This window comes from Ottowia sp., assembly GCF_046348305.1.
In the GTDB taxonomy this organism is placed as follows: domain Bacteria; phylum Pseudomonadota; class Gammaproteobacteria; order Burkholderiales; family Burkholderiaceae_C; genus Ottowia.
The window spans coordinates 595,607-616,726 of sequence record NZ_JAXMEM010000003.1 but is presented as its reverse complement, the minus strand read 5'-3'; the positions used below and the strand labels follow the sequence as shown (position 1 = coordinate 616,726).

Genomic DNA, 21,120 nt, shown 5'->3' with positions numbered 1-21,120 from the left:
ATGGCCAAACGCCCCGAAACCCTGGACACCGCCCTGCTCATGGTCGAGCTGCTGCGCCGCATCCCGCGCGGGCGCAAGGTCACCACCGGAGAGCTGCACCAGCAGCTGAAAAGCGCGGGCTTTGACCGCGACCTGCGCACCATCCAGCGCCAGCTGGAAATCCTCAGCGAGCATTTCGACATCGAACGCGACGAGCGCAGCAAGCCCTATGGCTACCGCTGGCTGGAGCGCGCCCAGGGCCTGGCCGTGCCCCGCCTCACCCCGCAAGAATCGCTGCTGCTGCTGCTGGCCCAGGAGCACCTGAAGAACCTGCTGCCCGCGCGGCTGATGCAGTCCATGGACGGCTTCTTCACCCAGGCCCGGCGCAACCTGGGCGACAGCCAGGGCCAAGGCGCCGACCCGGCCCGGCTGGAGCGAGAATGGCCGCGCAAGGTGCGCGTGGTGGCCACCAGCCAGCCGCTGCTGCCGCCCAAGATCGAACCCGGCGTGCTCGAAGCCGTGAGCGAAGCCCTGTACGCCAACCGCTGGCTGGCGCTGGACTACCAGAACGCCGCCGGCAAGCGCAAACCCATCCAGGTCATGCCCCTGGGCCTGGCCCAGCAAGGGCCGCGCCTGTACCTGGTGTGCCGGTATGAGGGTTTTGACAACGAGCGCAGTCTGGCCCTGCACCGCATTCGCAAGGCCGAGGCATCCACGCTGGCGTTTGAGCGCCCGGCGGATTTCGACCTGCAGAAATACGACGACGATGGGCGCTTTGGGTTTGGCGACGGGCGGCGGGTGCGGCTGACGTTCCACATCACCCACGACGCGGGGCTGCACCTGCGGGAGTCGCCCTTATCCAAAGATCAGCAGGTACGGGACTTGGGCGACGGGTGGATGGAAATTACCGCAACGGTGGTGGACAGTGCGATGCTGGAGTGGTGGTTGCGGGGGTTTGGGGAGGCTGTGCGGGATGTCCTGCGTGATGTCTCACTCGCGCCGGAGAATGTATGAGAGGACGCATGACAATCCACAGTCGCTACGCACCACGATTCAAATGAAGGACAAAAAATGAGCATCAAATACGACTCCAAACGCGAGCCCCTGGCCGAGATCATCAAAAAGGCCACCATTAATGCGACTTACGTCATCCCGGACCTTCAGCGTCCGTACGTTTGGAGTCCTCGGCAAGTCACCATGCTCATTGACTCCCTGTTTCGGGGCTGGCCGTTTGGTTCCTTGCTGCTGTGGGAGGTGAAACCGGATTGCTTTGAAGCCAACGAAGGAATTCCACATCGCCCGTTCTGGCAAGTTGTGGATCGAACCGGGAACGACAAGGGTTCACAGAACTCGGCACTCGGTCAACCTGCCACCTACCAAATGGTCTTGGATGGCCAACAACGCGTCCAAAGTCTGATCCTCGCGTTGGGTGGTGATCAGTGGGGATTTCAATTGCTGGATTCGGAGTGGGCGCTGGATCTTCAAGATCGCCGAGTGAAACCCAGCAGCCACTGGTCCAAGGCATCAATGTGCATCGACCTACAGAAGTTCACCGCCGAACTAAAGGCAAAAAACGACATCGTTCGCAAAATTGAGGTCGGAAAGATTCTGGATTGGGCCATTCTCGACCCAGTTTCCGGACAGTCTGCAGAACCGCGTCCTGCCAACTATGTGCATCCTCTTGAAACCGCGAAAGGCAGCCCAGGGCGTTTCATTCGGCTGTCCAGATTCTGGGAGATGGTTCAAAAAGACCTCTCGGAGGATGAATACAAGAAACTCTTGGATCCTATGCTCAAGGAGCACAGCGTCAGCGACGATGTTCGCTCAGAACTTCTGGGTCCGTTGGCGGTGTTCATGAAGGTCGTCGAGAACGTCAAGACCAACAGCTTTGTTCACGCACTCCAGATTGAGTCCTTTGAGTTGACACCGCAGTGGAGCAAGGACGATTACAGCGATGCCATCGTCAACATCTTCACGCGGCTGAACACAGCCGGACGCACGTTGACCCGCGAGGAAATTACCCTGGCTTGGCTGAAAGTGGGATGGCTGCCGGAGAAAACCGATAACAAGACTGCTGGCCAATGCCTTGAAGAGCTGCGCGCAGCGCTAGGCGATCGCGGCTTTCGCCTGGAGACTGATGAGATCGTTCGTCTCATTTCTTTCGTCTGGGCCGTCGAATTTCGAGTCGGAACGCTTCTCGATTCGAAGGATTTGCTCAAGGGCGACATCGTTCGCTCCATGGCCGCGTCGGTTGCTGCCGCGTGGACGAAGCTGAAACCGAGAGCCGAAAGCTGCGCAGAGCTGATCAAAGAGCGAGATCTGCTGGAAAACCAAGGTTCATTCAACGCGATCATTGTTTACCTGACGTGGTATCGCCTTGCGTTCGACCGCTTCGATGCGGTGGCCGCAAACGTCTCGGTGATTGAGCGCGACAGCCTTGAAAAGCAGCTTCACCAGCGTGCCACACAGTTTCTCGATCGCTGGATTTTCGGCTCGCAGTGGGCCAATGTGTGGGGTGACGGAGCCGTACTCAATTTCCAGAACTTTGCCACCGAGCTGCACGCCATTTTTATCAAATTCAGTACCGCGCAGGCTGCTGATCTCATTACCACTGTCGATGACAGCATCAGCCAGATGATGGCACGGGTGTCCACCAAGGCGATCGAACAAATCAATAACGTGCTGGTCAGAGATCGGCGACGGGTTCACGCCTACTATCCATTTCTTTGGGTGTGGCATCGGCTGGACGATGGTCGCTGGAAGAACTCTTCCATCCAGATGCGCACAGGCCGAAAGCGCACCAGCAAGCTCGAAGTGGATCACACGGTGGCCGACGCATGGTGGGTGCGTTTGATGGAGCAGCAAATCAAAGCGAAGCTGGCGAATTTCACCGGAACCGATGCAGAAAAAGCGTTGATTGCCCCAGACAACTTTGAATCCCGCGATGAAGCAATTGCCTACATCAACCTACTGGGCAACTGCTCCTTGTTGGACAAATCATTCAATATCTCGAAGAGCGATGAGTCGATGCGCCACTTCTTGCAGCAGGTTCACGAGTTCAAGGATGGCAAGGTGCAAATGGCTGACTGGGAAACGGCGCTTGCACTCACACCCACACTGACATTGCCGGACGCATCAGCCTTTACGGACATCAAGAAAGCCATCCACACACGCGATGCGCTGATCCGAAAAGATCTGATCGACTTCATTGCGGGGCAGAAGCACCGGGTCGACTAGAAACCGACAGGACACCGCGAGGCATAGAGCAGAAGCCCATGGCGAAAATTCAAAAACAATAGCTGCCAGCGCTTACCCAGCAAGCGCCAGCAGCCAATTTGACTCAGAATCTATCGCCGCCGCAGCACGTGGATGAACTCATCCCCCACCGTCTGCTGCTCCACCAGCTCGTTGCCCGTCTGCTTGGCAAACGCCTGGAAGTCGCGCAGCGAGCCGGCGTCGGTCGCTACCACCTTGAGCAGCTGGCCGCTGGCCATGTCGGCCAGGGCCTTTTTGGCCTTGAGGATGGGCAGGGGGCAGTTCAGGCCCCGGGTGTCGATTTCTTTGTGGATGTCCATGGTTTCAGCAGTCCTTGCCCAGCGGTGCCGGGGTCATTCGTTCTTCGGACTGTACCGCGTTGGCGCCACCGGCACCGTTGTTTCAGGCTTTCAGCCGATAGCGCACTTGCTGGAGAAACTGCGGGTAGCTCAGCAGGTGCTCCGGCAGCGCGCGGCGGTGGGTTTTCTCAAACAGCAAGGCGTGCAGCCACGGCAAGGCGTTGGTGGGGTCGGGCTCGTTGGGGCGGGGTATGACCGACTGGTCGGTGTCGCTCGCGGGCTCACTGTCGATGTCTTCGTCTTCGGGGTCGTCCAAGCTGATCTCGATCAGTCCTGCCCGGGCTGTGGGTTCGCCATCGAGGGCTGCGGGGTCCAGTTGCTCGGGGGCGGTTTGCATGAAGGTGGCATAGCTCCAGCCCAGGTCGTCGATGGACAGGTCGGGCAAGATGCGGTGGAACAGTCGCTCGTGCAAGGCGGGCATGTCGTGGTGGCTCGACAGTTGCTCAAGACCCTTGTCGAGTCTTGCGATCAGGGTGTTCAACCCTTCGTATCCCACTCGATCTTTCAGGCAGTCTTCCCAGAACCATTCATCAAAAACCTGGCACACGGCGTCGCGCAGCGGCACGCCGCTGTCCAGCAGGCGGGCGATGGGCGGCGCTTCCGATGCGTACTCGTCTTCCATGTCGAGGTTGAGGCGGCAGCACGTGCCCATGGGGTCGAGGTCGTGCAGCATGTGCGTGAGGCGCCCGATGAAGGTGTGCAGCGAGGTGCTTCTTTCGTAGACAGGCGTCTTGCTGTCTTCGGTGGCAGGGGCTTGTGCGGCGTATGCGGGTTGGGTGGTGGCGGATTCGGTCGGGTCTTTGTGCATGGTGCGTTGTTCGTGAATGAGGTGTGTGGCGCCCGTTGTTCAAACGCCCCGAGGGTGAAGGGGCGTGGGCCGATCAATGGGCTCGGGCTGGCCAGTGCAGAAACTGGTCGATCTCGGGCAGGTAGTCGGCAAAGCTGGACAGCCCATGGTCGCCGCCCTCTTGCAGCCGCAGCGTGGCTTGCGGGTAGCGGGCGACCATGTCGCGCCAGTCCAGCACCTCGTCGCCCTTGGCGGCAATCAGCAGCTGGGGCGCGACAGCGGGCAGGTGCGTGACGTCCAGGGCTTTCAGCTCGTCCAGGTGTTCGGGGCGGAAGTCGAAGGTTTCCTCGGGCTTGTCCCACTGGCTGAGCTGGCCCAGGTGGCGTTGCAGGGTGACCCATGGCTGGGTAGCAGGGTTGAGCAGCACGCTTTTGCAGCGCAGCTGCTGCGCCAGCCAGGTGGCGTAGAAACCGCCCAGCGACGAACCGATGACGGCGATGCAGTCAGACGGCACGCTGGCCCAGGCGCTGGTCACATCCAGCATGAGGGCGGCAGCAGCTTTGGGCGATGGCGGCAATTGCGGCGCGATGAATTCAACCTGCGGATGGTGCTGAGCAACATGGCGCCGCAGGTGCTGCACCTTGGTGGACTGGGGCGACGAGCGGAAACCGTGCAGGTAGAGCAGATGGGTGGTGGCGGGCATGTTCGTGTTTCCTTCCCTGTGGCGATGATCCGTGCCCGTGCTGGTGGGCGAGTGATTTGGATCATAGGAAAGAATGCGACAAGATGCGTCGCACACCAACAAGAGGGCGCAGTGCCCAAGCCCGGTCAGCCGTCCAGCCGCGCCATCAGCGCCGCCGCAGCGGGTTCAGACAGCACGCATTCCACGCGGTACTGGGCGCGGGTCAGGCCCACAAACAAGCGGCGCAGTTCGCGCTCGCTCGCTTGCTCGAAGTCGATTTCAGCCAGCACCACCACCGGGGCGCTCTGGCCCTTGAAGCGGTAGATGGTGTCGGCCAGCAGCACGCCATCGGTCCACAGCGCATTGCCCGCCGCGTCGTAGCGGCCGGTGGGCTTGCGCAGCGCCAGGCCTGCGATCGCGTCCTGCTTCAACACTTCAGAGCGCTGCTGGCCCGCAAAGCTGAGCAGCGCGATGTCTTGCGCAGCAATGCCATCTTGCTGCAGGCGCTTGACGCACGCCTCGACGGCGGTGACCAGCCCCAGCTGGCCCGGCGCATAGGTGGCAAAGCCCGGCGCCTCGCCTGGGTAGGCAGAGCGCGCCTGCACCGGCTCGGCCAGCAGGCGCAGCTGGTTGATGGCATCCACCACCGCGCGGGGGCTGCGAAAGTTGTCGCGGCAGCGGATGGTGACGGCGTCGGGCAGCTGAAAGCTGTCGCGCTCGTACAGGCTTTGCTCGGAGTCGCCCAGCAGGTACACCCGGCCTTCGGGCTTGAGCAGGCTCAGCAGCGTTTGCACCCAGCCGGGTTCAAAGTCCTGGGTTTCGTCGATGACGAGCAAGTCCCAGCGCGGCGGCTGGCTGGCGGCCTGCTGCGCCCAGCGGGTGGCCAGCTCGTCGAAGACGCCGGGGGTGTCAAACCGGGGTTCATGCCCTGCGCGCCGGGCCTCGGCAACGCACAGCTCGTGGAACGAGCCCACGTCGGTCGAGGTGGGCGCAATGCGGGCCATGTGGTCGGCCAGCGGGCGGTTGAAGCACACGTAGGCGCTGCGCTGGCGCGCCCGGTGCGCATCGGCCAGCAGTTGCACGGCCAGCTGGGTTTTGCCGGAGCCGGCCGTGGCATCGACAACAAACGCGCCGCTGGCGTGCTCGATCTTGGGCACCCAGGTGGCCAGGCCCGCCGACAGCGCGGTGGACAGGGTGCGCAGTTGGCCGATGCGGGTGGCGACATCGGGCACCACCGCCAGCGTCTGCCCCAAAAAGTCCAGGATGCGATCGCGCTGCGCAGCGTCCAGCGGCGGCGCGGACGCATTGGCGTTGCGGATGTGGTGGTGCAAATCCGGCAGGCCGTCCGCATCCACCACGCGGTCGCCCGGAAAGGCGAGCACGGACGACATGACCTTGTGGTCGGGCAGCACCAGCATGGTGGTGATGATGGCGTGGCCCAGCCCCGCGTCATGCAGGCGGGTGCGCACGCTGGCGTACAGGCGCCGCACCTGATGCCCAACATCCTTGGCCATGGCGATCTGGCCGGTGCCGTAGCGCTTTTCGACGCCTGTGCTGGACTCGATGACGGGGCCTGCCTTGATCTCGAGCAGCACGATGTGCCCATTGGGCGCCACCACGGCCACGTCGATCTCGCCATGCAGTTGCCGGCCGTCCAGGACACACGACCAGTCCACGCTGTGAAACACGTCGAAGCCGTCCGGCAGGCTGGCCTCCAGCAGCCTCAGCACGTCGTGTTCGCGCTGCACGCCGAGCGTCGCGGGGGGCACCAGAGGGGCGGAGGGATGCAGCAGGGCCATGAGGGTCAGCCGGTGTTGGGCGCGCTACGTGTCAGCGCTGCTGACAAAGCACGCCGCCTCCAGCGGCCCGTCCTGCTCCCAGCGGTAGGCCACCAGGGGGCCGTTCTTGCCGGCGCTGTAGTCCACGCAGGCCGCCATGGCGTGCAGCGGCGCGGGGGCACCGGTCATCCAGTAGTGGCCAAAGAACAGGGGCTTGTCGGGCGCAAAGGGTGGAACGGCGTGGGCGGGGATGGGGGTGTCGGGCAGCGCGGCCCGCGCCGCAGCGTCGGGCATCAGGGCCAGGTCTCGATAGCTGTGCACACCGGGCAGCCACCAGCGCACGCGCACGTTGTGGCGCTCGTGACCATCCTTGTCATGAAAGCTGTGACCGTCGGGCAAGGGCAGCTCGATGCCCTTGAGGAGCGTCTCCACGGCGCGAAATGCCGGGCTGCCATCGCGGCTGGCTTGCACGATGACGGCGTCGGTGAGCCGATGGTCGGGCGTGAGCAGCGGGCGCAGGGCTTGCATGTGGCCCTCGTGCCAGCAGGCGTGCACCACGCGCAGGCCGGGCAGGTCGAGCCACAGCGGCAGGGTTTTGAACCAATCGACGATATCGGCGTGGCGTGCGGGCTGGTCTTGCAGTTCGCGCAAAAAAACCTGGTGCTGAGCCCGGTTCTTCTCGCCCTTGAGGCCACCGTGCGGACGCAGGGATTCACCGGGCGCATCGGGGTCGGGTGTGTGCCAGGCAATGGCATTGAACTCGTGGTTGCCCATGATGGCGCGGGCCGACCCGACATCAACCATGCGGCGCACGATGTCCAGGGTTTCCAGCTGGTGCGGGCCGCGGTCGATGAAGTCGCCAACGAAGATCACTTGCGCATTGGGGTGTCGATACGCACCCTGGCGCTGTTCATAGCCCAGTCGGTGCAGCAAGGCCTTGAGCTTGCCGGCCTGGCCGTGGATGTCGCCGATGATGTGAAAGCTCATGGGCCTGGTGGACGCGATGCGGCAATTGCCTTGGGCTGGGTCAATCCAGGCCCCGCCGCCGCTCGGCATTTTCCTCGGGCGTGAAGAACACCGGCTCGTGCCCGCGCGTGCGCAGCCAGTCGGCCAGCGCGTAGCCGGTGCCGGCGGGCCAGCACTTCAGATCGGGCAGGTCGTACAGACGCCAGTCCACCAGTTCGGGCGACAGGCGCACCTCGCCTTCGGCCACCACGTGGTAGGCGATGATGACCTGGTTCATGCGCTGAAAGTCGTAGGCGCCGACGATGTGGGTCTCGGTCACGTCCAGGTTGGTTTCTTCCTTGACTTCGCGCGCAATGCCCTCTTGCGGCGTCTCGCCCGCCTCCATGAAGCCGGTGATCAGCGCAAACATCTTGGCCGGCCAGGCGGCGTTGCGCGCCAGCAGCACCTGGCCGCGGTATTCGACGATGGCCGCCAGCACGGGCGTGGGGTTGTTCCAGTGCGTATAGCCGCAGGCGGGGCAGCGCAGGCGCTCCTTGGGGCCGCTGTCTTCGTCCTGCACGATCCATTCGAGCGGGGTGGCGCAGCCGGGACAGAATCTGAAGGCGTTCATGTTACTATTATTTTTATAGCTACCTGCGCACGATCCACATGCGCTACAGGACGATTTGCCTTGAATCAGGCAGGAAAGACGCCGGTCGACAGATAGCGATCGCCGCGGTCGCACACCACGAAGACGATGGTGGCGCCCGCCTCGCGCGCCGCCACCTGCTGCGCCACCCAGGCCGCGCCGCCGGACGAGATGCCGCCGAAGATGCCCTCCTCGCGCGCCAGGCGCCGCGCGGTTTCCTCGGCGTCGTCCTGCAGCACGGGCACCCATTCATCGACCTCGCTGGGCTGGTAGATCCTGGGCTGATAGGCCTCGGGCCATTTGCGGATGCCCGGAATGCGCGCGCCCTCGGCCGGCTGCGCGCCGATGATGCGCACCTGGGGGTTCTTCTCACGCAGAAAGCGCGCCACGCCCATGATGGTGCCCGTGGTGCCCATGGCCGACACGAAGTGCGTGATGCGCCCGCCGGTCTGCTCCCACAGCTCGGGGCCGGTGCTCTCGTAGTGGGCCAGCGGGTTGTCGGCGTTGGCAAACTGGTCCAGTACGCGGCCCTTGCCCTGCGCCACCATCTTGTCGGCCAGGTCGCGCGCGTATTCCATGCCGCCCGAGCGCGGCGTCAGGATCAGCTCGGCGCCGTAAGCCTTCATGGTCTGCGCGCGCTCGACCGACAAATCCTCCGGCATGATCAGGATCATGCGGTAGCCCTTGACGCAGGCGGCCATGGCCAGCGCAATGCCGGTGTTGCCGCTGGTGGCCTCGATCAGCGTGTCGCCCGGCTTGATCTCGCCGCGCGCCTCGGCGCCGCGAATCATCCACAGCGCCGCGCGGTCCTTGACCGAGCCCGCCGGGTTGTTGCCCTCCAGCTTGGCCAGCACCACCGTGCCGCGCGCCGCCTGCTCGGCAGCGCCCATGCGCTGCAGTTGAACCAGGGGCGTGCGGCCCACCGCGTCTTCGATCGTTGGGTAGTTCATGGACATCACTGTGCCATAATTTGCGGCTCGCATTCGACACCGCCCGGGTGGTGAAATTGGTAGACGCAGGGGACTCAAAATCCCCCACCGAAAGGTGTGCCGGTTCGATTCCGGCCCCGGGCACCACATGAAGGCCCGCACAGTTCCAACGACGTGCGGGCCTTTTCTTTTTCCCTCTGTAGCGCAGCGCTTTTAGTGCGCAAGCGGCCGGCAAAGTGTAGGGCCATCCGGGGGCACGTGGGGGCACATTTGGGGGCACATTTTCGTGACGTCAGATTGCGTAGGACAACTTGGATGGCCCCCACTCGCGCGGGGCAACCCCGACCGTCAGCGGAGCCTTGTGCAGCTGCGCGGGCCTATCCCCGCTCGCGCGGGGCAACCATATCTGATGCGTCGCGCTCTTTGCGTTTAAGGGGCCTATCCCCGCTCGCGCGGGGCAACCAAGATGAAGCCCGTCGAGTCGCTGGCCGGCCAGGGCCTATCCCCGCTCGCGCGGGGCAACCAAGATGAAGCCCGTCGAGTCGCTGGCCGGCCAGGGCCTATCCCCGCTCGCGCGGGGCAACCGCTGCAGCGCAGTTTCCCGCGCCTGCTGCCATGGGCCTATCCCCGCTCGCGCGGGGCAACCGTCGCCTTTCAGGTCCTTGTTGTCGAGGGAAAGGGCCTATCCCCGCTCGCGCGGGGCAACCTGGAGCGGCAGCTTTACTCGCTGCCCTTCCCGGGGCCTATCCCCGCTCGCGCGGGGCAACCCGCCAGCCCGGTAGGCCAATCTTCTGCAATAGGGGCCTATCCCCGCTCGCGCGGGGCAACCTCAACGCTTGCCGCTGGAATCATGCTGACCGCGGGCCTATCCCCGCTCGCGCGGGGCAACCGATGCAGGGTCTGCGTCGCTCGGGCAATCACCGGGCCTATCCCCGCTCGCGCGGGGCAACCTCGGCCTTGCCGGCGATCAGCGCGGCGGTCAGCGGCCTATCCCCGCTCGCGCGGGGCAACCTTCGCCATCGGATGGCCCTGCGGCGTGCAGTAGGGCCTATCCCCGCTCGCGCGGGGCAACCGAGGCGTTTGCGGGCATATCCCGGCCATGCCGGGGCCTATCCCCGCTCGCGCGGGGCAACCAGCCTCGCGAGCCCGCTTCCAGGTTGCCGATGGGGCCTATCCCCGCTCGCGCGGGGCAACCCCCATGGCCTGGCCAATCACGCTCTTTGCTTGGGGCCTATCCCCGCTCGCGCGGGGCAACCCGGCGCAGCTACTGGCTTGGCCCACATCTGCTGGGCCTATCCCCGCTCGCGCGGGGCAACCGTGGGTGACGCGCTATTCCGGCAAGGGAAAAAGGGCCTATCCCCGCTCGCGCGGGGCAACCGCTGGTGTGGCCGCCTCCAATGCGTCCAGCAAGGGCCTATCCCCGCTCGCGCGGGGCAACCGGACCACTGGAACGGTGCGCGGCGGCGGGAAAGGGCCTATCCCCGCTCGCGCGGGGCAACCGGAAGTGCCAGGGATCAAATCGCCCTCTTTGACGGCCTATCCCCGCTCGCGCGGGGCAACCTCAAACAGATGGCGATGCCGAAACTCGCCGTCGGGCCTATCCCCGCTCGCGCGGGGCAACCTGCCTCGCCGCGTGAATCGACGCATCCATCATGGGCCTATCCCCGCTCGCGCGGGGCAACCCGCAGCCGCAGCCGCGCCGCGCCATCCAAAAAGGGCCTATCCCCGCTCGCGCGGGGCAACCCGGAACACACCTTGTACGCAGTCATCTTGTAGGGGCCTATCCCCGCTCGCGCGGGGCAACCGGCACCAGGTGTTGAACATCCGTCGCTGGCAAGGGCCTATCCCCGCTCGCGCGGGGCAACCTAGCCGATGCGCAGCTTCCGGCCCTGACCTCGGGGCCTATCCCCGCTCGCGCGGGGCAACCTGGGCGAGGGCTGATCAGATGGCGCTCATTCTGGGCCTATCCCCGCTCGCGCGGGGCAACCCACTGCTCATATGGCACGCCGCGCTTTTTCCAGGGCCTATCCCCGCTCGCGCGGGGCAACCCGCCTTCATGGCCCGGATCAGCTCGGTGTCGAGGGCCTATCCCCGCTCGCGCGGGGCAACCTCGAAAAGATGGCGGTGCCGAAACTCGCCGTCGGGCCTATCCCCGCTCGCGCGGGGCAACCATGCTCCAAGTCGATCTGCGCATCGTCCAGCAGGGCCTATCCCCGCTCGCGCGGGGCAACCTACAGCTTGTCGGACAACTCAGCCGCCGTCGGGGGCCTATCCCCGCTCGCGCGGGGCAACCTTCCCGGCGACCCGCTGAACACGGCGCCGCAGGGGCCTATCCCCGCTCGCGCGGGGCAACCCGCCTGGGCTCGCGCCTATGAGTGGGGTGCCGGGGCCTATCCCCGCTCGCGCGGGGCAACCTACAGCTGCAGCCCAAGGCCCGTGCCGTAGGGGGGCCTATCCCCGCTCGCGCGGGGCAACCGCTGCAGCGCAGTTTCCCGCGCCTGCTGCCATGGGCCTATCCCCGCTCGCGCGGGGCAACCTCAACGCTTGCCGCTGGAATCATGCTGACCGCGGGCCTATCCCCGCTCGCGCGGGGCAACCCCGTACCGCACTCGGGCGGGCTGGCGAGCCGGGGGCCTATCCCCGCTCGCGCGGGGCAACCCACACCGGCCGGACGGGTCAGATCGAAGTTGGGGCCTATCCCCGCTCGCGCGGGGCAACCAAGAGCTGCCGGCGTAGACACCATTGGCTTGAGGGCCTATCCCCGCTCGCGCGGGGCAACCTCGTTACCAAGCATCTCCGTCGAGAGGCACCCGGGCCTATCCCCGCTCGCGCGGGGCAACCCCGTACCGCACTCGGGCGGGCTGGCGAGCCGGGGGCCTATCCCCGCTCGCGCGGGGCAACCTTCGTCCTCGGGAGTCGAGTGCGCCCAGCCCAGGGCCTATCCCCGCTCGCGCGGGGCAACCTTGAGCGACGGAATCCAGTAGCCGGTCCACTTGGGCCTATCCCCGCTCGCGCGGGGCAACCGAGAACACAAACGGCACCAGCCGCGATTTGCGGGGCCTATCCCCGCTCGCGCGGGGCAACCTCCCACGTGCCGATCAACTGCTGCGCAAGCTCGGGCCTATCCCCGCTCGCGCGGGGCAACCCCTGGCCGGCGGGCTGGACAAGTTGCAAGCCGGGGCCTATCCCCGCTCGCGCGGGGCAACCGCTCGCTGGTGACGGCCGCCGCATCGATGCTCGGGCCTATCCCCGCTCGCGCGGGGCAACCGCGATCAGGAAGAGTTTGCGGCTGGCCCAGTCGGGCCTATCCCCGCTCGCGCGGGGCAACCTTTCACCGGCGTGAGCGCGCCATTGACGCGCAGGGCCTATCCCCGCTCGCGCGGGGCAACCGTGATGGGGGCGCTGTGCTACAGTGGCCGCGGGGGCCTATCCCCGCTCGCGCGGGGCAACCGCTTTTTGCTCGTCGGCGTTGCCGGCGATCAGGGGCCTATCCCCGCTCGCGCGGGGCAACCGGGTATCGGCTTTGCCCATCTCAGTCTCTCCAGGGCCTATCCCCGCTCGCGCGGGGCAACCATGACGTTGGCAACGACGGCGCCGGGGGTGAAGGGCCTATCCCCGCTCGCGCGGGGCAACCGAGCTGCGGCATGCAGACCTGGCGCAGCACGCGGGCCTATCCCCGCTCGCGCGGGGCAACCGCCGGCCGGTGCGCCGCGCCATCTTGTGGGTCGGGCCTATCCCCGCTCGCGCGGGGCAACCTTGATGGGGCTGACGCCGGAGTCGCCCCACTTGGGCCTATCCCCGCTCGCGCGGGGCAACCGGCGTCAGTCGCTGATCGTCAAGCCAGAGCATGGGCCTATCCCCGCTCGCGCGGGGCAACCGGCCACACCGCGCACAGTCGTTCAGCGCTGTAGGGCCTATCCCCGCTCGCGCGGGGCAACCGACGTCAGAAATGCACGCGAGTCTGCAAACAGGGGCCTATCCCCGCTCGCGCGGGGCAACCCCGCGCTCGATCCGCGCTGGTGGGTGCTGGCTGGGCCTATCCCCGCTCGCGCGGGGCAACCCCACCACCACCACCGCCGCCGCTGGCCGACCCGGGCCTATCCCCGCTCGCGCGGGGCAACCGGGTGCGCAACGGTGCTGCCGCCGCTGGTGTAGGGCCTATCCCCGCTCGCGCGGGGCAACCGCCGGTAGCCTTGCGCGCCCAGCCGATCAGCAGGGCCTATCCCCGCTCGCGCGGGGCAACCCGCCGCCCAGCCGCGCCGCTCCAGCGCCGTGAGGGCCTATCCCCGCTCGCGCGGGGCAACCGATCGAGACGGCCACCCACAGCAAGGAGGACAGGGCCTATCCCCGCTCGCGCGGGGCAACCCTCCATCTCGCCCAGCTGCCCGGCCAGCAACAGGGCCTATCCCCGCTCGCGCGGGGCAACCGGGGAGCGAGCGGCGCAGATCGCGGCGTTCGTGGGCCTATCCCCGCTCGCGCGGGGCAACCCAGCAGGCTTGATGTACACACTGACAACGTTGGGGCCTATCCCCGCTCGCGCGGGGCAACCGACGATGCGGTGTAGCGTGCTGCTCACGAAACGGGCCTATCCCCGCTCGCGCGGGGCAACCTTCAGTCCGGCTTTCATGGGCCGCTCGCCGTGGGGCCTATCCCCGCTCGCGCGGGGCAACCGTGCGCCCGATCGATGCCAGAAACTCGCCGTCGGGCCTATCCCCGCTCGCGCGGGGCAACCAGCGCTGACCATCGAGCGGGAGCGCTGGCTGGGGGCCTATCCCCGCTCGCGCGGGGCAACCGGGACTTGGGTAGGCAGCTTTCAGTGAGTTGGGGGCCTATCCCCGCTCGCGCGGGGCAACCCATGGCGAGGTCTCCGTCTGCATGGCTCGGCCGGGCCTATCCCCGCTCGCGCGGGGCAACCGTCTTGCCCATGGCGTCGGCGAGCTCGAGCTGGGGCCTATCCCCGCTCGCGCGGGGCAACCGCCGCCGCGCGCCGCGTCGATCGCCTCGCGCAGGGCCTATCCCCGCTCGCGCGGGGCAACCACTCGGGGCTGCCCTGGTGGATGGCCTCAAGAAGGCCTATCCCCGCTCGCGCGGGGCAACCTTGGTGCCCGCGCCGATGTCGAGGTATGCCTCGGGCCTATCCCCGCTCGCGCGGGGCAACCTGATCCAGGAGCCGTCTTTTTCGCGCAAGCCGGGGCCTATCCCCGCTCGCGCGGGGCAACCTGGCAGAGCTTCGCAAACCGGCCGTTTTCGATGGGCCTATCCCCGCTCGCGCGGGGCAACCGTGATCTGGTTTGCAAACTGGCCGGCGATGGCGGGCCTATCCCCGCTCGCGCGGGGCAACCACCACGATCATCGAGCCGACGCCCATTGAAAACGGCCTATCCCCGCTCGCGCGGGGCAACCATGTCCGGCTCCGTCGAAGTGGACGCCGTCATGGGCCTATCCCCGCTCGCGCGGGGCAACCTCAAGCTGGGCCAATGAGGCGGTGTCCTTGGTGGGCCTATCCCCGCTCGCGCGGGGCAACCCTCGACGAAGAGGCCACCGCCAAGGCCGTCCAGGGCCTATCCCCGCTCGCGCGGGGCAACCTTTCGGCACCGCCACCTGTTCGACGTGCTGGGGGGCCTATCCCCGCTCGCGCGGGGCAACCGGAGAGGACTCCGAAAATGGCGCTGGTGCTGGGGGCCTATCCCCGCTCGCGCGGGGCAACCGGGATCGCGGTTCTTCACGACCTCGGCAAGCAGGGCCTATCCCCGCTCGCGCGGGGCAACCGGGCTTTCGTCGCTCGGGCAGCCGCCGCTGTAGGGCCTATCCCCGCTCGCGCGGGGCAACCGGCGTCAGGCGCTGATCATCCAGCCAGAGCAGGGCCTATCCCCGCTCGCGCGGGGCAACCTGACATTGCAACAAAAAGATTCCGGTCCGTCAGGGCCTATCCCCGCTCGCGCGGGGCAACCCAAGATCGCCCCGAGGTGTGGGCCATCGTGCCGGGCCTATCCCCGCTCGCGCGGGGCAACCTGACCCGGCCAACGATCTTCACGTCGTAGCCTGGGCCTATCCCCGCTCGCGCGGGGCAACCTCGAAAAGATGATGCTCAGGGAATCGGCCGTCGGGCCTATCCCCGCTCGCGCGGGGCAACCCGCAGCCGGCCAGCAAGGCGACGGCGGCGATGGGGCCTATCCCCGCTCGCGCGGGGCAACCTGTGGTGGTGCTCATGCGGCCTCCTTGCTCATGGGCCTATCCCCGCTCGCGCGGGGCAACCCTGGCCACTTGCGGCACCGCGCACGCTGCCAAGGGCCTATCCCCGCTCGCGCGGGGCAACCTTTTCTTTTCGTGCATCGGTCAGCTCCTTTTGCGGCCTATCCCCGCTCGCGCGGGGCAACCCAGATCGCGGAAGAACTCGAGCACCTCGGATGGGGCCTATCCCCGCTCGCGCGGGGCAACCTTGACCCCTGCACCGATGTCGAGGTATGCCTCGGGCCTATCCCCGCTCGCGCGGGGCAACCGTCAGCACGTAGCTGGTGTTGACGATCATGTCGGGCCTATCCCCGCTCGCGCGGGGCAACCGCTCGCCGTAGGTGCCGCCCGGGATCAGCCACGGGCCTATCCCCGCTCGCGCGGGGCAACCACGTCATCCAGTGCGTCGGCCCGGTCGTAGAGGGGCCTATCCCCGCTCGCGCGGGGCAACCGCGCCCAGCGTCAACGTGCGCGCGGTCGTCCACGGCCTATCCCCGCTCGCGCGGGGCAACCATGAACAAGGCCGACGCCAACGCCACCAAGCAGGGCCTATCCCCGCTCGCGCGGGGCAACCTCCATGCCCGTCAGCTCCTGCACCAGCGCGTAAGGCCTATCCCCGCTCGCGCGGGGCAACCTGGCCGCTGCTGGGATTTCGTCTGCGCGACAAGGGCCTATCCCCGCTCGCGCGGGGCAACCCAGCAACATCACCCTCGACGGGCGCACCAGCAGGGCCTATCCCCGCTCGCGCGGGGCAACCCAGAAGCCGCGCTGGTGGGAGTACGTGAAGATGGGCCTATCCCCGCTCGCGCGGGGCAACCTCGCTGTAGGAAACATGCGCTTCGTGACTGCAGGGCCTATCCCCGCTCGCGCGGGGCAACCTCCAGGCGGTCGAGCGTGATGTCGGCCTCGACGGGCCTATCCCCGCTCGCGCGGGGCAACCCAGCAGGTCGCCCGGGCGGAAGATGGCCACGCGGGCCTATCCCCGCTCGCGCGGGGCAACCGCGCTTGACGGGGCGCGATTGAAGCACGCGCAGGGCCTATCCCCGCTCGCGCGGGGCAACCCCGGTCATGGTGCCGCCGGCCTTGGGCAGGGCGGGCCTATCCCCGCTCGCGCGGGGCAACCGCCGCGCCGCCTGAGTCTCCAAAGGTCGCGCCGGGCCTATCCCCGCTCGCGCGGGGCAACCGTGGCCAGCGCGGACACATTGGGCTTGACTAGGGGCCTATCCCCGCTCGCGCGGGGCAACCCCCATGCCCGCGCCGGCGCCGGTGCCCATCCAGGGCCTATCCCCGCTCGCGCGGGGCAACCGTAACAATTTATGAAGAAGACCTGGGAATAGTGGGCCTATCCCCGCTCGCGCGGGGCAACCAAAGTGGGCTGCATCTACTACAACGATGGCGAGGGCCTATCCCCGCTCGCGCGGGGCAACCTTCACTATACTAGAGCCATGCAGTCGAGAACGGGGCCTATCCCCGCTCGCGCGGGGCAACCCCGGCCGCTATGGCCTGTGAATACAGAACCCAGGGCCTATCCCCGCTCGCGCGGGGCAACCTCTTGTATTCAACCTGTTGCCATACAAGAGAAAACTGCAAATACGACTTCAAATTTTAAAGAGCCTCTCCGGCGTCCGATGAGCGCCTGTGCACCAGCCACATGCCGTCCAGCTCCACCAATTCACGCGGTGGGCTGCCCAGGTTGGCGATGCCGACGCCGCCGATGGCGTTGCTATCGCGCCAGACCATGACGGCGCTGCCTTGCGGCTCCTGGCCATACCAATCACTGAGCACGCCCCAAACCCGCTCGCGCACACCAGGGTTCATGCGTGGTGAGATGAACACATTGGGCGCCACCTCCAGCATCACCGACGACAGAAAGCCGTGGTGACGGTTGGCCATGTCACGGATCACGATCGTCACCAGCGCCATGCTCTACTTCGTCCATGCGTAAGACTTTCTGGATGCTGTCGATCATCGAAGCGATGAGCTGCCGCTTGCGAAACACCGTGGCCGCTTCGCGCCGCACCAGCCGGTCGACGGTGTCGCTGGATTTTTCCGCCTGTCGCGCGGCGGTGAAGGCGATGTGCAGCGTCACGCTGTCGCGGTATAGGTCGGCAATGTCGAGCACAAACGACTGGCCTGAATCCTCATGGATGAAGCCCAGCGGCGGCAGCGCTGCCACGGCCTGCACCGCGATGGCAGCGGCCGCTTGCACGGCGGTGGCGGCGTGGTTGATAGCCTGGTTGGGGATGTCGGCGGCATTGGGGTTGGCGCGGTCATAGTGGCGGCCCTTCCAGGTGATGCCGTGCTTTTGCGCCATCAGGCCGTACATGGTCTTGACGCGTGCGCCCTCGATGCCGCGCAGAGTATCCAGGTCGCGATGCGGCAGCACCTCGCCCAGGCGCAGCGCGTACATGTGGCGCGCCACGCTGATGCGTCGTTTGGGGCTGCCCCACAGCTCGGCCTGGCGGCGCGCCACGTCGGAGCGGTCGGGCAGCAGCGGCGGCGCGGTGTAGCTGCGCACGCCGTCTTCGCCAACGGCGGCCAGCAAGGTGCCGTGGCGCGCCAGCAGGCGCAGCGCGTCTTGCGTCACGCTGCTACCGGGGCCCAGCAAGATCATCGACACGGCCTGGTGCGGGATCTGGTCGATGCCGGGCGTCAGACTGTCCTTGCCGCGCACGAAGTGCAAACAGCCGTCGATCACGCACAGTTCGCCGCGCGACAGCCACAGCAGGCCGTGGCGGTCGGCGTGGGGGATGCGGGCTTTCTCCAGCCCCAGGCGGCCTTTGAGCATGGGCTACGCCTCAAGTAGCCCGCTGTAGCAGCAACATGCCAAAGCCGTAGCTGCGGTGGCGACCCACGCCGCGCGCCAGCAGCTGGGCAAAGGCGATGGGATCAAGCACGCGCAGGCGGCCGGTCAAGGTGGTGTCTGGGCCGTCGATGATGTGGCCCTTGCGCTCGCCACCGGCACCAGGCTGGCTGCGGCGGGTGATGGGGTTGCGGGCAAAGGCCTGCAACTTCACGTCCAGCAACTCCACTGCGCCCTGCCAGGGCTGGCGCGGCTGGCCTTCGCGCAGCGCCAGTTGCGCGCGCAGCCACTGCGCATACACCGCTTCGCGCTGTACTGGGGCGCCGTCCTTACCGCCCGCCTGGGCCACGGCGTGCAAGAAGGCGTCTTGCTCGCCCTTGGTGCCGCGCACCGTCGGGCGCACGCGCACCTCAAAGCCCAGCATCTGCCCCTGCGTCCATTGTGTGGGGTAGGGGCGTAGGCGGTAGCCGTCGTGCTGGGTGCTGGCGCTCAGCCCCAGGGTACGGGCAGCCAGCGGGTCGGCATCAACGGCTTTAGCCACCTGAGCAGCTAGTACCTGGGCATCGAGCGGCGTGTAGGCCAGCAAACCCCGTGCTTCGTCCAGGTAGCGAAACGGCTGGGGCGCGGCGGGGCCAAAGGTGGCGCGCAGCAGGCCGTGCAAGGCTTCGCCTTCGTCATGCGTGCGGTGGCGCGCCATCCAGGTGGCCAGCAGCCGGGCATCGGGCTGGGTGTGCAGCAGGTACAAAGGGGCGGCGGCCTGGCTCATGCGCAGCCCCCCGCGTGCAGCAGGCCTTGGCGCACCGGTCGCCAGCCGCCGTGCAACTGGGTTTGCCAGTTGCGCTCGTCGCAAATGTCCGACAGGCGATCGCCCGGTTGCTCGCCTTCGCCATCGGGCCACTGGGCACGCCAGCCCTGGCCCTGCTGCGCGCCGACGATGGCGTGCAAGGCGCTGCGCACATCGGCTGCCTCTTGCCAGCCTGCCACCAGCCGGCCTGTGGGCAAGCAGGGTTTGCGGCCTATGAACAGCGGGCGGGCGGGTTGATCCAAGGCGCTGGCGATGTCGTCCAGCGTGGGCGCTTCGTCTGCTGGCGCCAGGGTGAGGGCAACCCAGGCCGTCAGATCGGCGTGGTAGTCGCGCCAGCGCAAGTGTGGGCCGGCGTAGGTACCGGCGCCGCCGGCGCGTTCTTCGGGCGTGCCCCAGGTCGTCCAGGCCTTGTCGTCCTTGGCCAGTTGCGCGGTTTGAAAATCCTGCACCCGCTGCGCCCCTGGAGCCAGCACGCACCCCATGCGCAGGCGCTGCTGCAAGCGGTTGTGGCGCTCGGCCTCGGCGCGATCCCAGCCCAGGGCGTTGGCCAGCAGCCCGGTGAGCATGGACAGGGCGGGAAAGTCGCGGATCACGCCCAGGTTGTCGATGGCCTCACCACCAAAGGCAATCAGCGGCGAGGCCAACCGCAGTACAAGGTAGCGCTGCACGGCCTAGACCTCCGCCTGCGCCTGCACCACGGCGTTGTGCGCCCAGTCGGCCAGCTCTTTGAGTGACAGGCGCTGCGCACCGGGCACGGCCACATCGTCCACGGCCAGAAAGCGCCGCGCCAGCGGTGCGCCGTAGGCAGCGTCGAGACGGGAGATTTCATCGCCCAGCGACTGCACCGCCGCCTGGCGCAGTTGCGGCTGGCGCGTGGAAAGGGCACTGTGAAACGCCCCGGCCAGGCTGCGCGGCTGCCAGTCGCCGGCTTCCACCAGCATGAACTTGGCCCATTCAAACGGCGCCGTCGAGCCGCGCTTGGCACCGGGGCTGACGGTGGCCACCAGGTGCAGCAGGCTTTGCACCACGCGTGCGGCCAGTGTGCGCTGTTCAGGCGCAGCGCTGGACCAGTCGCTGATCTTCAGGCCTTCGAGGTTGGCGATGAGCTGCGGCACATCGACCACGGTGTAGCCGTAGTACAGGCCGCTGGCCAGTTCAGTATCAAAAATACCAGCCGATCCGGCCTCGCCGGCTTCGCGCGTCAGGTCATCGACGACGGTGAAATAGTCGTTTTCCACCTGCGCCTCATGCACGGTGAAGGCGTGCGCCACATAGACCGCTGCGTCGCGGCTGGCGAGCACGTCGGAGGTGACCATGCGGCCGAACAGGGCCGATTCCAGGCCGCTGCCCAGTCGCATGGCTTCGATGTTTTTCTTCTCTTCTTTCAAAAAGGCGGCAATCGCCGCTTTCAGGGCTTTTTCCTCGGTGTGCTCGCCCGCGAGCTCCGCGCAGCGCTGCACCAAGTAGTCGATTTCGGCGTAGCCCAGCAGCACGGCCTGGCCGGTTTCCAGTGCTTCCTCACCTTTGAGATCCTTGGCCTTGTCCACCAGCCCGCAAGCGCGCAAGCCCTCGACGCACAGCTGCGCCAGCGGCTCAGCCACGCCGGCCGCCATCAACCTGTCTTTGATCAGGCGCGGGGTTTCGCGCGAGCGCACGGCCATCGGCACATTAAGGTTCTTCAGCGCAAAAGCATCGTCGGCCACGCGCCAGTGGCGCTTTTGGCACTGCGAGGAAATGCGCGTGCGCATGGCGTTGCCATAGGGCAGGCGCTTGGCCAGACCCGCATCGTCGCGGTTGAGCAAGGTGGCGCTGTAGTTGTGCAGGGTGTGGATTTGCAGAAAGCGGGGCAAGGTCATGAGGGCTCCGGAGGATGGCAGGAAAGAAGTATTGAGTGACAACTGCTGAATTGATAGCTGCT

14 protein-coding genes, 1 tRNA gene and 1 CRISPR repeat array are annotated in these 21,120 nt (G+C 66.9%); of the genes, 3 read left to right on the top strand and 12 right to left on the bottom strand.

All coding sequences use genetic code 11. The features are described from left to right. Entirely contained in the window at positions 1–993 is a 993-nt protein-coding gene (locus U1F38_RS02975) for a helix-turn-helix transcriptional regulator (protein WP_409985555.1), read from the top strand. Positions 994–1,050: 57 nt separating this feature from the next. Next, positions 1,051–3,216 (top strand): DUF262 domain-containing protein, encoded by a 2,166-nt coding sequence (locus U1F38_RS02970; protein WP_409985554.1) that lies wholly within the window; start codon positions 1,051–1,053, stop codon positions 3,214–3,216. 110 nt (positions 3,217–3,326) lie between these two features. Here the strand turns inward: U1F38_RS02970 and U1F38_RS02965 are convergent, their stop codons facing one another. The 7 genes from U1F38_RS02965 to cysM form a co-directional block, all read right to left on the bottom strand. Then, positions 3,327–3,554 carry a sulfurtransferase TusA family protein gene (locus tag U1F38_RS02965; RefSeq protein WP_409985553.1) on the bottom strand — a complete coding sequence of 76 codons (228 nt, stop codon included), beginning with the start codon at positions 3,552–3,554 and terminating at the stop codon, positions 3,327–3,329. An 82-nt stretch (positions 3,555–3,636) separates the two neighbouring features. Further along, positions 3,637–4,401 carry a hypothetical protein gene (locus U1F38_RS02960; RefSeq protein ID WP_409985552.1) on the bottom strand — a complete coding sequence of 255 codons (765 nt, stop codon included), beginning with the start codon at positions 4,399–4,401 and terminating at the stop codon, positions 3,637–3,639. Between the two features lie 73 nt (positions 4,402–4,474). Next, the gene (locus U1F38_RS02955) at positions 4,475–5,083 is read right to left on the bottom strand and encodes a YqiA/YcfP family alpha/beta fold hydrolase (RefSeq protein ID WP_409985551.1); all 609 of its coding nucleotides are present in this window, start codon (positions 5,081–5,083) and stop codon (positions 4,475–4,477) included. 125 nt (positions 5,084–5,208) lie between these two features. Continuing rightward, the gene (locus tag U1F38_RS02950) at positions 5,209–6,861 is read right to left on the bottom strand and encodes an AAA family ATPase (protein ID WP_409985550.1); all 1,653 of its coding nucleotides are present in this window, start codon (positions 6,859–6,861) and stop codon (positions 5,209–5,211) included. A 24-nt stretch (positions 6,862–6,885) separates the two neighbouring features. After that, positions 6,886–7,827, bottom strand: a complete 942-nt coding sequence (locus U1F38_RS02945) for a metallophosphoesterase (RefSeq protein WP_409985549.1) — start codon at positions 7,825–7,827, stop codon at positions 6,886–6,888. 40 nt (positions 7,828–7,867) lie between these two features. After that, complete coding sequence (locus tag U1F38_RS02940; protein ID WP_409985548.1) at positions 7,868–8,416, bottom strand: NUDIX hydrolase; 549 nt, start codon at positions 8,414–8,416, stop codon at positions 7,868–7,870. 65 nt (positions 8,417–8,481) lie between these two features. Continuing rightward, positions 8,482–9,384: a cysteine synthase CysM gene (gene cysM / locus U1F38_RS02935; protein WP_409985547.1), complete on the bottom strand. Its 903-nt coding sequence runs from the start codon at positions 9,382–9,384 to the stop codon at positions 8,482–8,484. A 41-nt stretch (positions 9,385–9,425) separates the two neighbouring features. Here cysM and U1F38_RS02930 point away from each other — a divergent pair. Further along, positions 9,426–9,510, top strand: a tRNA-Leu gene (locus U1F38_RS02930). 226 nt (positions 9,511–9,736) lie between these two features. After that, positions 9,737–17,144: a CRISPR direct-repeat array (repeat unit 29 nt; unit sequence GGGCCTATCCCCGCTCGCGCGGGGCAACC). Between the two features lie 55 nt (positions 17,145–17,199). Here the strand turns inward: U1F38_RS02930 and cas2e are convergent. From cas2e to cas7e, 5 genes are read right to left on the bottom strand one after another with little or no spacing between them, the layout of a single operon-like run. Continuing rightward, positions 17,200–17,517, bottom strand: a complete 318-nt coding sequence (gene cas2e / locus U1F38_RS02925; RefSeq protein ID WP_409985546.1) for a type I-E CRISPR-associated endoribonuclease Cas2e — start codon at positions 17,515–17,517, stop codon at positions 17,200–17,202. Continuing rightward, the gene (gene cas1e, locus U1F38_RS02920; protein ID WP_409985545.1) at positions 17,489–18,382 is read right to left on the bottom strand and encodes a type I-E CRISPR-associated endonuclease Cas1e; all 894 of its coding nucleotides are present in this window, start codon (positions 18,380–18,382) and stop codon (positions 17,489–17,491) included. Before cas1e ends, cas2e begins: the two co-directional genes overlap by 29 nt. A gap of 10 nt (positions 18,383–18,392) precedes the next feature. After that, the gene (locus tag U1F38_RS02915) at positions 18,393–19,163 is read right to left on the bottom strand and encodes a type I-E CRISPR-associated protein Cas6/Cse3/CasE (RefSeq protein ID WP_409985544.1); all 771 of its coding nucleotides are present in this window, start codon (positions 19,161–19,163) and stop codon (positions 18,393–18,395) included. Beyond that, positions 19,160–19,870 (bottom strand): type I-E CRISPR-associated protein Cas5/CasD, encoded by a 711-nt coding sequence (cas5e, locus tag U1F38_RS02910; RefSeq protein WP_409985543.1) that lies wholly within the window; start codon positions 19,868–19,870, stop codon positions 19,160–19,162. Before cas5e ends, U1F38_RS02915 begins: the two co-directional genes overlap by 4 nt. Positions 19,871–19,873: 3 nt before the next feature. Then, positions 19,874–21,058: a type I-E CRISPR-associated protein Cas7/Cse4/CasC gene (gene cas7e / locus U1F38_RS02905; RefSeq protein ID WP_409985542.1), complete on the bottom strand. Its 1,185-nt coding sequence runs from the start codon at positions 21,056–21,058 to the stop codon at positions 19,874–19,876. Between the last annotated feature and the right edge of the window lie 62 nt (positions 21,059–21,120).

What these genes read in the sequence shown, in the direction of transcription:
- U1F38_RS02975 (WP_409985555.1), top strand. Translation starts at nt 1, where the DNA reads ATGGCCAAACGCCCCGAAACCCTGGACACCGCCCTGCTCATGGTCGAG.
- U1F38_RS02970 (WP_409985554.1), top strand. Translation starts at nt 1,051, where the DNA reads ATGAGCATCAAATACGACTCCAAACGCGAGCCCCTGGCCGAGATCATC.
- U1F38_RS02965 (WP_409985553.1), bottom strand. Translation starts at nt 3,554, where the DNA reads ATGGACATCCACAAAGAAATCGACACCCGGGGCCTGAACTGCCCCCTG.
- U1F38_RS02960 (WP_409985552.1), bottom strand. Translation starts at nt 4,401, where the DNA reads ATGCACAAAGACCCGACCGAATCCGCCACCACCCAACCCGCATACGCC.
- U1F38_RS02955 (WP_409985551.1), bottom strand. Translation starts at nt 5,083, where the DNA reads ATGCCCGCCACCACCCATCTGCTCTACCTGCACGGTTTCCGCTCGTCG.
- U1F38_RS02950 (WP_409985550.1), bottom strand. Translation starts at nt 6,861, where the DNA reads ATGGCCCTGCTGCATCCCTCCGCCCCTCTGGTGCCCCCCGCGACGCTC.
- U1F38_RS02945 (WP_409985549.1), bottom strand. Translation starts at nt 7,827, where the DNA reads ATGAGCTTTCACATCATCGGCGACATCCACGGCCAGGCCGGCAAGCTC.
- U1F38_RS02940 (WP_409985548.1), bottom strand. Translation starts at nt 8,416, where the DNA reads ATGAACGCCTTCAGATTCTGTCCCGGCTGCGCCACCCCGCTCGAATGG.
- cysM (WP_409985547.1), bottom strand. Translation starts at nt 9,384, where the DNA reads ATGAACTACCCAACGATCGAAGACGCGGTGGGCCGCACGCCCCTGGTT.
- cas2e (WP_409985546.1), bottom strand. Translation starts at nt 17,517, where the DNA reads ATGGCGCTGGTGACGATCGTGATCCGTGACATGGCCAACCGTCACCAC.
- cas1e (WP_409985545.1), bottom strand. Translation starts at nt 18,382, where the DNA reads ATGCTCAAAGGCCGCCTGGGGCTGGAGAAAGCCCGCATCCCCCACGCC.
- U1F38_RS02915 (WP_409985544.1), bottom strand. Translation starts at nt 19,163, where the DNA reads ATGAGCCAGGCCGCCGCCCCTTTGTACCTGCTGCACACCCAGCCCGAT.
- cas7e (WP_409985542.1), bottom strand. Translation starts at nt 21,058, where the DNA reads ATGACCTTGCCCCGCTTTCTGCAAATCCACACCCTGCACAACTACAGC.